This is a genomic window from Sphingomonas sp. URJC2 (assembly GCF_059803575.1).
In genome coordinates, this window is the sequence record NZ_JAPFGX010000002.1 from 184135 (window position 1) to 198725 (window position 14591).

Below are 14591 nucleotides of genomic sequence, written 5' to 3' on the forward strand. Positions count from 1 at the left end.
CGGCAAACCCGGTTTTAAGCAGGGCAGGCGTTCATCCAAGGCCAGCCTCCGCGATAAACGGGGTCGGCGTGTTCTTCCAGTGAGACTGATCGGACGCGACGACGAGGATGCGCTTGGCGCGGGTCAGGCCGACGTAGAATAGCCGCCGAGACTCGTCATACGCCTCCTGCGTCGATGTCGAGAAATGCGGGATACTGCCATTGTTCATGCAGATCAGGGCGACGCCATCGAATTCGCGCCCCTTGGAATTGTGCAGCGTGATCAGCTTGAGCGCACGCTCGGGATTGGCGAATAGGCCCATATCGGAGATCAGCAGATTCGCGAGATCGACCTTGCTGGCCTGCATGTCGGACAGCATTTCCTCGGCGGAATCGATCAGCGTCTGTTTGGCGCCGCCCGGCAACCATTCCTCGCATTCGAGATAGTCACCCGCCTCGCGCGCGATGGCGCGCAGCCAAGCGACGCCGCCGGGATGCTGGTCGGCAAGTTCGCGAGCGAGATAGATCAGGCCGAGCGCTACGCGACGTCCCTGATAGCTGAACATGTCGTAGCGCGAGTTCCCGGTGAGATCACCGATGAGCCGAAACAGTGCACGCTCGACACCCGGGATTCCGAGGTAATTGCCGGCCTCGGCGCAGGCTCCGAGTTGCTCGGCAAGTCCGGCAAGCAGACGCCGGCGCTTATAGGGGCGCGCACCCGGACCGAAGACCGGCACGTCGAAGTCGCGGAGGGCGCGGGCGACGGGGATGAGATGCGTCCACCATGGCGCAAGGATCGCGGCCTTGCCGAGCGGGATGCCGGCATCCTGTAGGGCGGGCAAGAAATGGTCGGTGATAGCGTCGATCGGCCGGCCGACATGGACGTAGTTCACTTGCGCCGCGAGCTGGGCTGCATCGCCCGCCGACTGCATCCCCGGCACAGTCGGGATGAGCGTTGATGCAGTGCTGACAATCGCCGGCCCGCATCGGAAGTTGCCGGTCAGGGCCTTGTCGCGGTGCGCGTCAATCTGGTCGCCGAACTGCTCGGCGAGTTCGGGGCGAGCGCCGGCGAAGCGCATGATCGACTGGTTCTGGTCGCCTACAAGAAAGAAGCAAGTGTGGAGGAAACGCCGGAGCGCGCCGAAGATGGCGATCTGGATGTCCGTTGTGTCCTGGAATTCGTCGATCAGCAGCCAGGCAAAGCGGCTCGCGATACCACGTCCGACGAACGGATGTTGTTCGATGATCTTCCACGAATAATAGAGGATCATCGCGAAATCGAGGTATCCGTGGGCGCGGACCCGTTCCCAATAGAGCGCGGCGGATTCCTCGGTGACGATGCCAGTCTCGATACCCTGGCCGCAGGGTTCACCGTTTACGTCGATACGAAGCGACTCATAGTCTTCGAACACCTGCCCCGCGGGCATGCGACCGAAGGCGTCCTCGACCGCCGTCACGATCTGCTCGAACATGCTGTTCTCACGGGAGAGCACCTGAAATGATGCCGGCACCTCGGGAATCAGCCAGCTATAGGGACGCAGGATGAATTGCAGGCAGAAGGCGTGGATCGTGGAGATTTCACAGCGGTCTGCGATCGTGTTGTTACCATAAGTGCGCAGCCGGGCCTCGATCTCGTCGACCGCGGCATTGGTATAGGTGATGCAGCCGATGAACTGGGGCGTGCCGACGACCTTTTCGGCCAGCGTCAGCAGCTTGGCGAGAATGACCCGCGTCTTGCCGCTCCCTGGGCAAGCCGTCAGCAGCAGATTGCCGTCATGTTCGACCGCCTCGCGCTGTTCGGGTGTCAGCCGGATCATTCGGTGAGCCACTCATAGGCCTGCTCGATATAGGGCGGCAGATCGGTCGCGAGATTAGCGTAGCGCGCTGCTATCTGCGCGAAACGCGCTTTGCCAAAACGCTTGGCGGTATTGAGCGTGATACGGCCCAGCTCGATGCGCAACGCCGTCTCTTCGGCAAGGCCCAGTCCCCCGAGCGCGAGCGTTGCGAGCCCATTCTCCATCTGCGCAAGGATCTGCGGCGCGCCTAGAGCGCGAACGGTCTCGATTAGCATAGGCAGGCGCCCGACCGATACCAGTTCGCGTTCGAAAGTAGTGGCGCCCGCGAAAGTGGACACAAAGTCGTTTTCCAGTGCCATCAGATCGGGGGCGCCGGTCTCCGGATCGAAGTCCTCGGCGTCGGACGGCTTCATGTCAGCATCGGCCACGATGGCGCACTTCTTCTCAAGCGAGCCGGCGCGAAACAGCTTGGCATAGACGTCGAAATGGACGCCATGAATCGCAATAACCGAGATGCCGAGCCGTTCGAGCTTCACGCCGTAAACCTGCTCGATCAGCGCCGGGATCAGGAACATCTCGGCTGGCCCTTCGACCAGCATGACCTTGCGGGCGTAGAGCAATGCGCTCTTGGTTGCGTCGAGATAGCGTTCGAGATCGGCAATCTCTGGCGCGGTCAGCGCCGCATTGAGGGCGAGGTTGCCCGCAGCAATGGTCGCGTCCTCCCGCTTGGTAAACGATACAATGCTGCTCAGGGGAACCTGTGAGGTCACCTGGGTGCTGTGACTGGTCAGGATGATCTGCACGCCGATCGCGCGCAGTGCGGCGATCAGCGAGAATTGCAGCTGGGGATGGAGATGCGCTTCGGGCTCCTCGATTAGGATCAATTGACCGGCCGAGCGGTTAAGCGCGATCCGCCGCTGGAGATATTCTATCAGGATCGCGATGTAGAGGACGTTGTTCATGCCAAGACCGTTGCGGCCGGGCTCGAACGAAGTGAGCGACAGGTCCGACAGAATGATTTTCAAGTTGCGAATGATCGCGCGGAAGGTCGCGGCGGACAGGCCGAGCGTGGCGTCCATCTCGAACGCGGGACCAGAGACGTCCTTGAATCGCGCGTCGATTGCCTCCGCTATCTCGGCGATAGTCGCCGAGTTCGCGATTGCCTGATTGGCCTGGTCGAGGATGGCAATCAGGGCGTCCTGCTCGGCCGCATCGATCTCGAACGCCTCGATCAGACGGATAAGCGGTGACTGGCGGGGATTGCGTAGGTCGTTCTCGACATCGCGGAGCGCGGGCAGATGAACGAGAAGGTAGGATTGCAGGTCGGCGAAGCGCACGGACTCACCGATCCCCTCGTCATCCCAGGCAATGTCGGTGAGGTCGATCGCAGGATCACCGCCACCGCGAATTTCCCACTGATAGTCCTCAAGGGTCAGCATGCCGGGTGCGATGTCGCCACTCGCAAGCTGCTCCCGGACAGCCGGGCGCGGGCGGAAGCGGTAGAATATGCGCGCACGATCCGCGGCGGTCTTCCAGGTGCTGACCAGCGCCTCTTCGTTCACCTTGCCCTCGAACCCCGTCAGCTCAATGCCGATCAGAACCTGGCTTGGCTCGGCAATATCGATCGCAGAGTGGATGTCCTCGCGCAGCAGTGACCGAAAACTCGACGGCAACATATTGTCGAGACAGATCTGAATCGCGCGCAGGATTGCGGTCTTGCCGGTGTTGTTCTCGCCTATGATGCAGCACAGATCATCAGCGACATTCACGTCAAGTGACGCGAAAGTGCGAAAATTCTGAATTACGATCCGAGCTACCCGCATCATCCCACCTGAGTGTTTGGCGACGAAGTGACGCCACGATGCCAAGCGATCGAATTAGGAGCAACGAGGAGACAAGCATGTTCACCGAGTCGCACCGATTGGATTATTCTTCGGAGCCCCACAACTGGCCCTGGCGCCGTTACCGGTGTATCGGTATTGGCATATCTGGACCTTTGAAAGCAACCGCCATTCGGCGCGTAACGCCCTGATTATCTCAGGCACGCATCGACTAGGCAACTCAGATCATCGCTCCCTTGTTATCGTCCTCTCCAGCCTCGGGCGGAACAGTCCCCGGCTCCTCACCTCGGACGGCAAGGATCTCATCTAGAAGCAGAGAAGGGAGGCGATATGTTTCAATGGGTGCCTGAAGAAGCCATGCTAGTGCATCATCGGTGCCGAGCTCGCGGGATGGAGCACGGGGCGTCAACCGAGTCGCAGTCGCGCGGGATAAGCCGTGCGACATCAGGCTAAGTGTGGTCTTGTCTGAAGCGCCCAGTTCGAGAAACAACGGAATGGATGGCAAGGCATTTGCAAGTTCGGCGTGCTCGACATTGTGCAACACCTCAGCGAGCACGGCCCCGTAGCAGCTGAACAAGCGCACGCACTGGTACCGCACACGTTTTTCGACGAGGTCGAGCGTGTCGCGAATGACCTCACGGCGATCGCGATCCGGATTTCGTCGAAGTTGATTCTGGACAATATGTGGCAGCGGTCGTCCACGCATCCAGAACACTGCCATTAGTGCCAAGAAACGATGAAGGCGGGAGGTGTCCGGTCGTCCTTCGATTACCCGGTGGCAAATCTCCAAGATACCAGCGTAGGATTGATATGCTTCGCGGTCATTAGGATGTTTTGGAACGAATGCCAATGCGTCCGCACGCGATTTGACGGCTTTAGAATATAGAATCTCGTAGAGCGCCTGTTGCCTATGCGGCGAGATATTCGGGCTGATGCGCAATACGCCGGTGCGCAAGGTGATACCGAGAGCGGCTTTCGCGAGCGCATTCCGCAGGATTAGAGAGTCCGGCGTTTCGTCGTTGTAGCCCGGAATGCGATTGAGGATGTTTTGTAAAGAGCCAGAGAGATGCTCATTTAGAAGGCGCCCAAAGACGGCGTCGACATGATCCAATTCACTCCGCTGTGTCTCCGGACGCTCAACAACGCGCAGCAGTTCGGCGCGCTTCTGGAGAATGGCGGAATCCATCGCCGGCACGACCGTTGCGTAACGGGGTTGTTCAAGCGGCTTCTTGCGCCACTTGTCGTAGTCGATGAGAAAGATGTTTCCTTGAAACTCCTTCATCAGACGCCCGGCGCGACCAACAAGGTTCCAGAAGTCGACGGATTCTAATGCAACACGGTCTCCCTTTTCCGGTCGGCAGAGAAAGAGATTCTTAGCGGGTAGGTTAACGCCCTGGAGTAGCGTCGTGGTGCAGACTAGGTAGTCTACGTCGCCTCGCGCAACCGCCTCTTCGACGGCGGTACGAATTTGTGTCGGCATGTTCGAGTAATGAAAAGCGACGCCCATTTTCGCGCACGCGACCAGCGCATAGGACCAATGAACAGTCTCCGCCGCGAGTTGGGCGAGCGCTTGCCGTCGTGGCGTCGGCGAACGATCCAGCCGCTTGGCGATCTCAAGCGCTATATGCTCGGCGTCACCTGCGCCGTTTGCGTAGACAATATTCGAGGCCCCGCGACCCAGGCTAAGCGCAAGGTTCACCAGCTTTTCGATCCTGGTCACGGAACGCAATCCGAGCTCCACTCGGCCAACTTCCGTGAGGGTGCGATTGGGTTCAACGTAGCGGATCGTTAGGTTGCCCGCGTCGGCATCATCGAACTCGACGACCAAGAAATTCTGAGCAACGGTCGGATCGCCGCTCGGCATGGTGACGATATCGGTCAAATTGAACATTCGACCGAAAACGTCGAGGTTCTGGATCCTCGGGCTGGCGAACAAAAGCTGGGCCGACGGTTGGCGCTGAAGGAGATCATCCACCGTCCATTGCAGGAGGATGCCTCGCGCGCCATCGCTGACAGAATGGGCCTCGTCGACGATAATCACCTGTGCAGAAAATCCGGGATGTGCGCCGAGCATCATTCTCAACCGCTCTTGGGTGAACACATACACGGCGCGTGTCGGCAACGGCTGCCCCGTTTCCAAGGGGACAGTGAGTACTTCGATTTCCTCCAAGCTCGGCCCATCATTGCCGAGAATCTTGCGTATGTCGGCCGAGACCTGCGCGATCAGAGCCCTCGTTGGAACGATGTAGACGATCGTATGGGGGCCCGGCGCTTCCATACGCGCCGCGATGAAGTTCTGAAGTACAAAGGACTTGCCGGCGGAAGTCGGCGCGGCAACTGCGATGCGCCGACCGTCCATAAGCCGGCGCCAGAGGCCAAACTGGTAATGAGTGAGGACCAGGGGTTGGCCGCGACGGGTTACGGTACGTCGGTCCGATACGACCAGTTCCTCGGCGACTAGGCTTGGGGGCAATGCGAGTTTGGCGTCGCGTATCAACGGGCGTGTCGCCATTGCCGGGAAGTTGCTCAACCGAGCAAGAACTACACGCGCGGCCTGATCGAGCGGAAGCTCGGAAGCGCCGTAGAGTTCGAATGCCGAAGTCATCGAGCGGTATGCTTGCTCGCGATGATCAGCGACCTTCGAGCATGCGAGGATCGCCGAGGCCTGAACGATTTGCGCAGCTTCGTTGAGGCTGGGCGGGTCGACGGTTCCGATGCCGATGTCGTGAGCGAGCCATGCCCTCTGCAACCGAGCCGCAGCTGAATGGAAGGCGGCATTGCTCCAAACCTTGTCGGCAAGCTCCTGCATTTATGCGCGCGTCCAGCCGATCTGGTCTTGGAAGCGGTCTCGCAGCGCTGTCACCGATGGGACCGGAAACAGGAAGAGCTCGACCTTTTGGCCAGGAAGGCCAGCGTCGATCAGCGCCTCCGCGAACGTCGGCCCCACTTCTCGGAGCTTTTCGACCGCCATCGCCGTGAAACTTGCATCGGCGTCGCGCCCCCCATTCGCAGTCAGCTCGGCATAGGCGGCAAAGTCGAATCCCACCAGGCAGGTTACGACTTCGATCCGGTCGTTGTAGGCTTCGTCGAATGGATCGAGGTAGCGAAGCAAGGAGGTTCGAGCCTGCTCATCCAACCCGGCGAAATCGATATGCCGCTGGACGAGCTCGAGCTCGTGCTGCATCTTTTCGCGACCGCTTTTGATTGAGTTCGCAGCTGCTTTTATAGCTTGGCCAAGATCAATATGGAGCTTTGCTTCTCCCGAATAGAAGATCAGGCGCGCTGACTCTGCATCGTAGCGTACATGGATGCCGTCCGAACCATGGACGGGCATCTGGGCGCTGGTCTTAAGGGACATCTTGGCAATGATCTGGGGTGCATCCAGCAGCCATTCGGTCAGCAAGTACAACAATAGCTCGCCAGCCTCACCGGTGCGCTTAGACGAATTCCGGGCTCGAATGAAAAGAGATCGCGCCTCTTGCTCCAAGCGGGAAATGGCCTGATGTCGTTCGAAATCGCTTTTCATCGCCGCCAGCGCGGAATACACATCCTGTATTCGCTTCCGGGGAAGACTGAAATGCGTCAGATACAGAGCGATCGTCTTGGCGAGTTCTTCGACAGTTGCCTGTCGGTCGCGTAGCGCCGGATAGTGAATACGCAGCGTGAGGTGTGCGTGGTCGGTCGTGACATCGTGTTCGACAGTACGAATCCGCGCCGATAGAGCCGACCAGTCCTTCTTGATGGCCGCAAGCGCAATTGTGAGAGAATTTTCGGCCAAGCTACCGATGGTTGCCCCCTAGAAGATCAAGATAAACGGAAATACCCCTATGACGCTTGGTATCATCCTTACGGGATGTTCTCCAACTGGGTAAACTACCGTCATAATGGTGGAATTCCCGAGACTGGATGTTCGCGCTTTGGCCGGCCATGAACGGCACGTGGGGCGCCGTTCGGGCGGACGAACTCGGCAGGACTGCCGCCCGGCGCCAAACTGCAGCTTCAGGGATTAACTGTGGCCGCCGGCACTATCGAATCTAGGGCGCAAATCTTCCGAGCACTTGATCGCCCGCCACGGGCAAGCGATGAGATTGCGTGGCGACGATCGAAGACATGGTCGAAGAGGAAAGGCAACCGAGACTCGGTCCGCTGCTGCGCAAGGGTATGCTTCCCGAATCCCTCCCGCCGATCTTCACCTCCGCCAACCTCTTTGACATACCAGGCATCACCGTAGGCAGCCGCTATTACGTGACTAAGTCGAGGCGCGGGCAGCTTGCCGGCTTCAACGCTAGCAAACGTGGCCAGCAACGCCGGATGTTCGGCGTCCCTCACCCGCTTTTCCATCACGATACGTCTTACTTCTTCGAGCGGAACTGGACCGCCGTCGAGGGCGTCATTGCGGGATCGAACGGATCGGCGTCGAAGCCGACCTTCCCTGTGCGGTCCTTCCGCGCGGTGGGGATCACCTCGCAGAGCAGACTTCCCACGTTGCGGCTGCAGACGCTCGCCCGCAAGCGCTTCTGCCTGGTCACGGACGTCTCTCGTTGCTTCCCATCGATCTACACGCACGCAATTCCGTGGGCGCTCGATGGCAGGGACGCGGCCAAGGCCGACCGTAACGAAGCATCTGCCAGCGTCAGGGGGAATCGTCTCGACTTTGCGCTGAGGCAGGCGCAGGACGGCCAGACGGTGGGTATACCGGTCGGGCCCGACACCTCTCGCCTGGTGAGCGAGCTGATCCTTTCCAGGATCGATGCCGACCATCTGCAGAGCACGTCCAAACCGATCTATTACGTGCGCCACGTTGACGACTACTGGATCGGTGGCGACACGCTAGAGGAGTGCGAGGGGCACCTGCACCGTCTGCGCGTCGGACTCGCCGCCTATCAGCTCGACATCAACGAGGCGAAGACGCGTATACTTCCGCTTGCGCAGGCAATCGGCGAGGCGTGGCCGAGCGACCTGAAGCGCGACATCGCGGCGGCGTTCGGCGGCTGGGGATTACCCGGTTTGCTGGAGATTACCGCGCTGCTCACTCGGATCATCGACAGGGCCGTTTCCATGCGGGACGAGGGCATTATCAAGTACGCCATCAGGCAGATCGACCGGGCGAAGGCGTGGGACCGACGCTGGGACGTCCTGGAGCCTTTCCTCGCCCACTCGGCGATCCAGTTCCCCCACAGCTTCGACTATGTCGCCCGCGTCATCGCCTGGCGCGCCCGTCTCGAGGAACCCCTCGACCGAGATCTTTGGAAAGAGGTGATCTTAACCGTTGCGGGGAGCGCGGCGGTCCTCGGCCACGACTCCGAGCTGGTTTGGGCGCTTTGGCTCATGAAAGAACTTGGTATTAGGCTCACGCAGCGCCAGCTCGATGCACTCGTCGAGACCTCCGGCCCGCTCGTTTTGGCGATGCTTGCGCATATGACTGTGAACGGTCTGACAACTCGCACGGCACTGCTCACCGATCTACAGGAGCGTGTTGCGGGCCCAGACCAGTTCGCAGGCGCGCTGTGGCCGCTCTCGCTGGAGCTGTACCATCTCGGACATCATGCCCGTTTGAATGCGGCGGGCGTTCCAGGCAACTCGGTGCTTGGCGCGTGGCATGCAGCTCAGGCGTCCATGATCGACTGGAGCAACCAGCCGCGCGTCTTCGAGCGCGAGGAGACCGATGCGGATGAGCTTGGCGACGACCCCCTGTACGCCATCGAGGATTTCGCATCCGCGTATGAGGACGAAGACGAAGAAGACGATGACGGCGAAAGTTCGTCAGACTTTCCGGATTTCCCGTTTTAGGGAATCGAGCTATCATAGCGCGCCTTCCTGTCGCCTCGTCTGTAAAATGCCTCCTACAAACCTTTGTGCGGCGATCTCCTAAGGTCGAATGACGAGCGTTCCGACGCAAACGGGGTGGATATGAGCGTCTGCTATCAAGAAAGGCATCTCGAACCAGCAATGGCCGAGTTGAGGATGCATTAGGCGACGGCAGACTACCGCCCGAACGAACGGCGGCTTTCAGGACCGCCGATTGGAGGGTGGAACGGCAGCAGTCGGGGCGCAAAGCCAACCGGCCGGTTTGCGGAACCGAATGGCAGGTTTCAGCAAAAGCCGATGCTAAATCTAACGTCGTTGAATGACTTGGTCTGGTCGGGAGCGGTCACGGCAAATCGGGCAGCTAATGGCCGCCATGCCCGGTTTCTGAAAAATACCTGCCGTTCAGCAAGCGACCCCTAAGCAGCCACTCCAGCCTCCGCATCAGCGGGGGGCAAGCCTGCGCGCCTCCTCCTGGTTCTCGCCAAGCCCGCTCTCGCCGCCGAGTTTTCTGCACAATGGGGTGAGAGAATGCCCTTGATGCTCATTCGTCGAAGAGTCAGAATAGCATTTAGCATCAGACACCCGACGGTCGCTCCTTTCCACCGCTGCTATTTCCACCCCTGCTATCGGCGACCCGTACACTCATCTTGTAGAGCTCCGCAGGCCGAAACGGCGTGTCACTTTCACGCTCGCCGGTGGGTTCGATCCACCCCGTGTCGAGCATCCGGCGGCGGAAGGCGGGCTTGTTGAAGGTGGTGCCGGTGATGGCCTCGTGCACGCTTTGTAGGTCGCGCAGCGTGAACAGCTCTGCCAGCAGCGCGAAGGCGATGGGTGCGTAGTCCAGCTTGCCGCGGAGCCGCTCATGCGCGGTGGCGGTGATGCTGGCGTGGTCGAAGGCAAGCGGTTCACCGGGGGCGCTGACTGGGCGTAGCGCGAGATCGGCCCTCGATGAGACGGCCCTTTCCAGAACGGCGGGCGGGAGCAGCGCAAAGTAGGCGACGCTGACCGTGCGCATACGCGGATCGCGCTCAGGATCACCGAAGGTGAAGAGCTGCTCCAGCCACGCGGTGCCTTGCGCGTCGATGCCGGCCTTGTCGCCCAGCACGCGCCGCGCCGCTTCGTCGAGCGACTCCTCGATCCCCACAAAGCCGCCCGGCAGCGCAAGCCTGTCGGCAAATGGTTCGTCCGCCCGGCGTTGCAGCAGGACGGACAGGGTGCCGTCGGCAACGGTCATCAGCACAAGATCGATGGTGACAGCGAAGGGAGGGTGACTCATGGCCGGATTCTTATATCTTTACTGAATATAAGTCCAGTGCATATAAGGTCGATGCGAGTCGGGGAGCCCGTCTCGTTAAAATCATCTGGGGGAGACTCGGATATGAGCAAGTTTGATTTTGGCGTCTTCATCGGACGCTTCCAGCCTCTGCACGTCGGCCACGAACACGTCATTGCGCGCACCCTCGAACAGGTCGAGCGGCTGATCGTGCTGGTGGGATCGGCCAACGTGGCGCGCGATCCGCGCAATCCCTTCACCTATGCCGAGCGTGAAGCGATGCTGCGCTCCGCCTTCCGGCACGAAATGGCGCAAGGGCGTCTGATCATCGCACCGTTGGACGATCACCTCTATTCCGACACCGCCTGGGTCACGCAGGTCCAGCGCAAAGTGCGGGCGCTGGTGCTGGAGCATGGCAACGGCCACGGCTTCCAGAACCACGGACTGAAGGATTTCCGGGTCGCGCTGGCCGGCTACGGCAAGGATTCCTCATCCTACTACCTCAAGCTTTTCCCCGAATGGGAGAACCTGCAGGTCGAGAGCCAGTACGGCACCTTCTCGTCGAACGACGTGCGCCAGCGCTATTTCCAGCGCATCCCGGAAGTGCCCGCCAGCATCCTCTCTGCCGGCGTGGCCGACTTCCTGCGCGAGTTCATGCTGGGGGAGCCGTTCAAGGCGCTGCTCGACGAAGCCGAGTTTCTTGCCGCCTATCCGGCGCAGTGGGGCACCGGTCCCTTCGTCACCGCCGATGCTGTCGTCGTCCAGTCGGGTCACATCCTGCTGGTCGAGCGTGGGCGTGCGCCGGGCAAGGGGTTGCTCGCGCTGCCGGGCGGCTTCGTCAATCCGGCCGAGCGCATCCGCGATGCCGCGATCCGCGAACTGCGCGAGGAAACCGCGATCAGCGATGGCAAGGGCCAGATCCCGCCCGCCATGCTCGCCAGCTTCATCGAGGACGCGCGTACGCGGGTGTTCGATGCGCCGAACCGGAGCTTGCGCGGGCGGATCATCACCCACGCTTTCCTCTTCCGCCTGCCCGAACGCCGCAAACTGTTCGCCGTGAAAGGCGGCGACGATGCGGCCCACGCGCAGTGGTACCGCTTCGGTGACCTGTCCCCTGAAATGCTGTTCGAGGACCACTGGGCCATCATCGAGGAAATGGCCGATCTTTGAGAAATGTCCCGCCGCACAGGGGAGTCCTGCATCCGGCAATCATGTGAGGAGTTCACATCATGACCAATCTGATCCTGGCAACCGACAGCTACAAGCACAGCCACTTCCTGCAATACCCGCCCGAAGCCCGCGCGATCAGCGCCTATATCGAGGCGCGGCCCAACGACTTTGCCGACGAGATCCTTTTCATGGGCCTCCAGCCGTATCTTCTCGACTATCTGGCGCGCCCGATCACGCAGGCTGACATCAACGAGGCCGAGGCGATCTGCACAGCCCACGGCGTGCCCTTCAACCGCGAAGGCTGGCAGATCATTCTGGACGAGCACGGCGGCTTCCTGCCGATCGAAATCCGTGCTCTGCCCGAAGGCATAATCGTGCCGACCGGCGTGCCCTTGTTGCAGGTCGAGACCACCGATCCGCGTCTGCCGTGGCTTGCGACCTTCATCGAGACCGCGCTGCTCCGGGCGATCTGGTATCCGACCACTGTCGCCACGCTCAGCCGGCAATGCCGTCTGATCATTCGCGCCGGGCTGGAGACAACCAGCGAGGATGTGGAGGGCCAATTGCCCTTCAAGCTCCACGATTTCGGCGCGCGCGGCACCAGCAGCGGGGAGAGCGCGGGGCTGGGCGGCATGGCTCACCTCGTTAACTTCATGGGCACCGACACGATGGAAAGCCTGATCGCTGCCCGCCGCTATTACGGCGCGGACATGGCGGGCTTCTCGATCCCGGCGGCCGAGCACAGTACCATGACCAGCTGGGGCCGCGCGCGCGAAGAGGCGGCCTATGCCAACATGCTCGATGCCTTCGATGGCAAGGGCAAGTTGGTGGCCGTTGTTTCGGACAGCTACGACCTCGATGCGGCGCTGACCGGCATCTGGGGCGGCAGTCTGCGGAACAAGGTGCAGGCCCGCAAGGGCACGCTGGTGGTCCGTCCCGACAGCGGCGATCCGGTCGAGACACCGGTGCGCGCGGTCAAGGCACTGTGGGAGGCCTTCGGCGGCACCGTCAACGCGAAGGGCTATCGGCTGCTCGACCCCCACGTCCGCGTGATCCAGGGCGATGGCATGACGCCTGCCACCATCGCGCAGCTGATCGACCGGCTGATCGAGGAAGGCTTTGCCATCGACAACATCGCCTTCGGCATGGGCGGCGGTCTGCTGCAGCAGGTCAACCGCGACACATTGCGTTTCGCGATGAAGGCCAATGCCATGCGCGATGCCGAGGGGGTGTGGAACGATGTGGCCAAGGCACCCGCCACCGATCCAGGCAAGGCGAGCAAGGCGGGGCGGCAGGCGGTCGTCGTCGAAGCAGGCAGCCTTGTTGCGCGGCGGGTGGATGACGTGGATGATGCCGACAACCTGCTGCGACCGGTGTGGCGCAATGGGACGATGCTGGTGCGCCATATGTTTGACGAGCTGCGGGCAAGGGCGGTTTGAGACTTGCAAAGGGAGCGTCAGAACTGGCGCTCCCTTTTTTCAATCCGATCCGATGTCGCTTCGACAGCTCTTTGGAGCAGCCGCTTTGCATAATGAGTTTCAGGAGAGACAGGAACTGGGTTGGGCTTGTTCATTGCTTAGGCCGGGCCGCGGATGGCAGTTTTGCCTCGCTTTTGGCACATTCCTGCCGTTCGGTTTCCGACCCCGTTGCTGCCGTACACAAACCCAGTATGTTCCCGCGAATGAAAGAGACGAGACGTAAGCTCCGGTGCGTGCTCTTGATCCCATTTCTTGTTATTGCAGCGTGCGGCGTTGATAGCTCTAGCGACCCCACCGACCCTTGGGGTCGCGAACCCGATCCTGCTCTTGCGCCGGTCACAAACGTTGATGCAGCGATAGTGAAAGAGCTCATCGGTGAAGGCTATCTGATTGTCGATCAGCGCGAAACCGGCTGTGACGCTGGCCCTGATGTTTATTGCGATGGCTTTAGCGCGCTGTATCTAGGGCGTGATAATAAGGCTGGCGAAGAATCAGCAGCCGAGTTTGCATGTTCAGGCACCAAAGCCCCCGTGGATCAGTGGAAGTGCCGTCGCCTTGATCCGCCATACGTTCCAAATGGCGGCTTCAAGCCCGAACCTCCGGGCGGCAGCTAACCACCCAGCTGCGGTCATAAGCGGGGCCAATCGGCAGTCCGAAAAGTCGAATGACGGCATTTGGCGGAAGCAGACGTTCGTCCTCGTTATGGAGAACGACGGGGTCTGGTCGGGAGCCGTCACGGCTCAGATAGCGCCACGAATGGCGGCTTTGTGCTTTTCAGAAAATTCTGGCCGTTCCGCAAGCGACCAGTTGCGGTAATTGCCGCCTTAGCCCGCCATCCAAGGACGCTGATTTCTGCGGCGCTTGTTCTTGTCATAACGAATTTGACGTGACCCCCAGCTTTCCCCCAGCTGAGATTAGAGCCGGGTGATTGTTTTGCGCATCAGCGCGGTTGAAGCAATGGGCTGCGTAGCGGAGCCCGTAGGGCGTAGCGAAGCAGGCCATTGCTTATCCAGTTCGGCGGCGAACGCCGCCGGGGTTGCGTATCCCAAGGCTGAGTGCGGTCTTTCCCGGTTGTAATCCTCGACCCAGGCAGCGATCTCGACCCTTGCATGGGCCATGCTGAGGAACAGGGTCTCGTTGAGCAGCTCGTCGCGCATGCGGCCAATAAAGGTAAGCGGTGTGCTCAGGCCACGGCGGTCCACGGCATCAGCTCGCCGACCGCATTCGCGGGGTGACCGGCAGCAAGC

The 14591-nt window shown here is 60.8% G+C and carries 9 protein-coding genes and 1 pseudogene; 4 read left to right on the forward strand and 6 right to left on the reverse strand.

What is annotated here, in order from left to right:
- Positions 1-31 precede the first annotated feature (31 nt).
- The 4 genes from OPU66_RS02195 to OPU66_RS02210 all read right to left on the reverse strand — a co-directional run bounded on the left by OPU66_RS02195 (position 32) and on the right by OPU66_RS02210 (position 7393).
- The gene (locus tag OPU66_RS02195; RefSeq protein ID WP_498551959.1) at positions 32-1795 is read right to left on the reverse strand and encodes a UvrD-helicase domain-containing protein; all 1764 of its coding nucleotides are present in this window, start codon (positions 1793-1795) and stop codon (positions 32-34) included.
- Positions 1792-3600, reverse strand: a complete 1809-nt coding sequence (locus OPU66_RS02200) for an ATP-dependent nuclease (RefSeq protein ID WP_498551960.1) — start codon at positions 3598-3600, stop codon at positions 1792-1794. The genes OPU66_RS02195 and OPU66_RS02200 overlap by 4 nt, the downstream gene beginning before the upstream one ends.
- 235 nt (positions 3601-3835) lie before the next feature.
- Positions 3836-6424 carry a DEAD/DEAH box helicase gene (locus OPU66_RS02205; protein WP_498551962.1) on the reverse strand — a complete coding sequence of 863 codons (2589 nt, stop codon included), beginning with the start codon at positions 6422-6424 and terminating at the stop codon, positions 3836-3838.
- Positions 6425-7393 carry a HamA C-terminal domain-containing protein gene (locus tag OPU66_RS02210; RefSeq protein ID WP_498551963.1) on the reverse strand — a complete coding sequence of 323 codons (969 nt, stop codon included), beginning with the start codon at positions 7391-7393 and terminating at the stop codon, positions 6425-6427. It lies immediately after the preceding gene.
- Between the two features lie 314 nt (positions 7394-7707).
- Between OPU66_RS02210 and OPU66_RS02215 the strand changes: the two genes are divergently transcribed.
- The gene (locus OPU66_RS02215; protein WP_498551965.1) at positions 7708-9405 is read left to right on the forward strand and encodes an RNA-directed DNA polymerase; all 1698 of its coding nucleotides are present in this window, start codon (positions 7708-7710) and stop codon (positions 9403-9405) included.
- Between the two features lie 592 nt (positions 9406-9997).
- Here the strand turns inward: OPU66_RS02215 and OPU66_RS02220 are convergent.
- On the reverse strand, positions 9998-10657 hold the full coding sequence (locus tag OPU66_RS02220; RefSeq protein WP_498551977.1) for an NUDIX hydrolase: 660 nt from the start codon (positions 10655-10657) through the stop codon (positions 9998-10000).
- Between the two features lie 144 nt (positions 10658-10801).
- On the opposite strand from OPU66_RS02220, the gene OPU66_RS02225 reads away from it, so the two are divergent.
- The 3 genes from OPU66_RS02225 (at position 10802) to OPU66_RS02235 (ending at position 13958) form a co-directional block, all read left to right on the forward strand.
- Positions 10802-11866, forward strand: coding sequence for a bifunctional nicotinamide-nucleotide adenylyltransferase/Nudix hydroxylase (locus tag OPU66_RS02225; protein WP_498551967.1), 1065 nt, complete (start codon positions 10802-10804; stop codon positions 11864-11866).
- Between the two features lie 59 nt (positions 11867-11925).
- On the forward strand, positions 11926-13305 hold the full coding sequence (locus OPU66_RS02230) for a nicotinate phosphoribosyltransferase (protein WP_498551968.1): 1380 nt from the start codon (positions 11926-11928) through the stop codon (positions 13303-13305).
- A gap of 398 nt (positions 13306-13703) precedes the next feature.
- Positions 13704-13958 (forward strand): hypothetical protein, encoded by a 255-nt coding sequence (locus OPU66_RS02235; protein ID WP_498551970.1) that lies wholly within the window; start codon positions 13704-13706, stop codon positions 13956-13958.
- Between the two features lie 300 nt (positions 13959-14258).
- Here OPU66_RS02235 and OPU66_RS02240 read toward each other — a convergent pair.
- Positions 14259-14516 (reverse strand): annotated as a pseudogene (locus tag OPU66_RS02240) (integrase core domain-containing protein); the annotation flags it as partial.
- Between the last annotated feature and the right edge of the window lie 75 nt (positions 14517-14591).

Coding starts and splice junctions, on each gene's coding strand:
- OPU66_RS02195 (WP_498551959.1), bottom strand. CDS start 1,795: ATGATCCGGCTGACACCCGAACAGCGCGAGGCGGTCGAACATGACGGC.
- OPU66_RS02200 (WP_498551960.1), bottom strand. CDS start 3,600: ATGATGCGGGTAGCTCGGATCGTAATTCAGAATTTTCGCACTTTCGCG.
- OPU66_RS02205 (WP_498551962.1), bottom strand. CDS start 6,424: ATGCAGGAGCTTGCCGACAAGGTTTGGAGCAATGCCGCCTTCCATTCA.
- OPU66_RS02220 (WP_498551977.1), bottom strand. CDS start 10,657: ATGACCGTTGCCGACGGCACCCTGTCCGTCCTGCTGCAACGCCGGGCG.
- OPU66_RS02225 (WP_498551967.1), top strand. CDS start 10,802: ATGAGCAAGTTTGATTTTGGCGTCTTCATCGGACGCTTCCAGCCTCTG.
- OPU66_RS02230 (WP_498551968.1), top strand. CDS start 11,926: ATGACCAATCTGATCCTGGCAACCGACAGCTACAAGCACAGCCACTTC.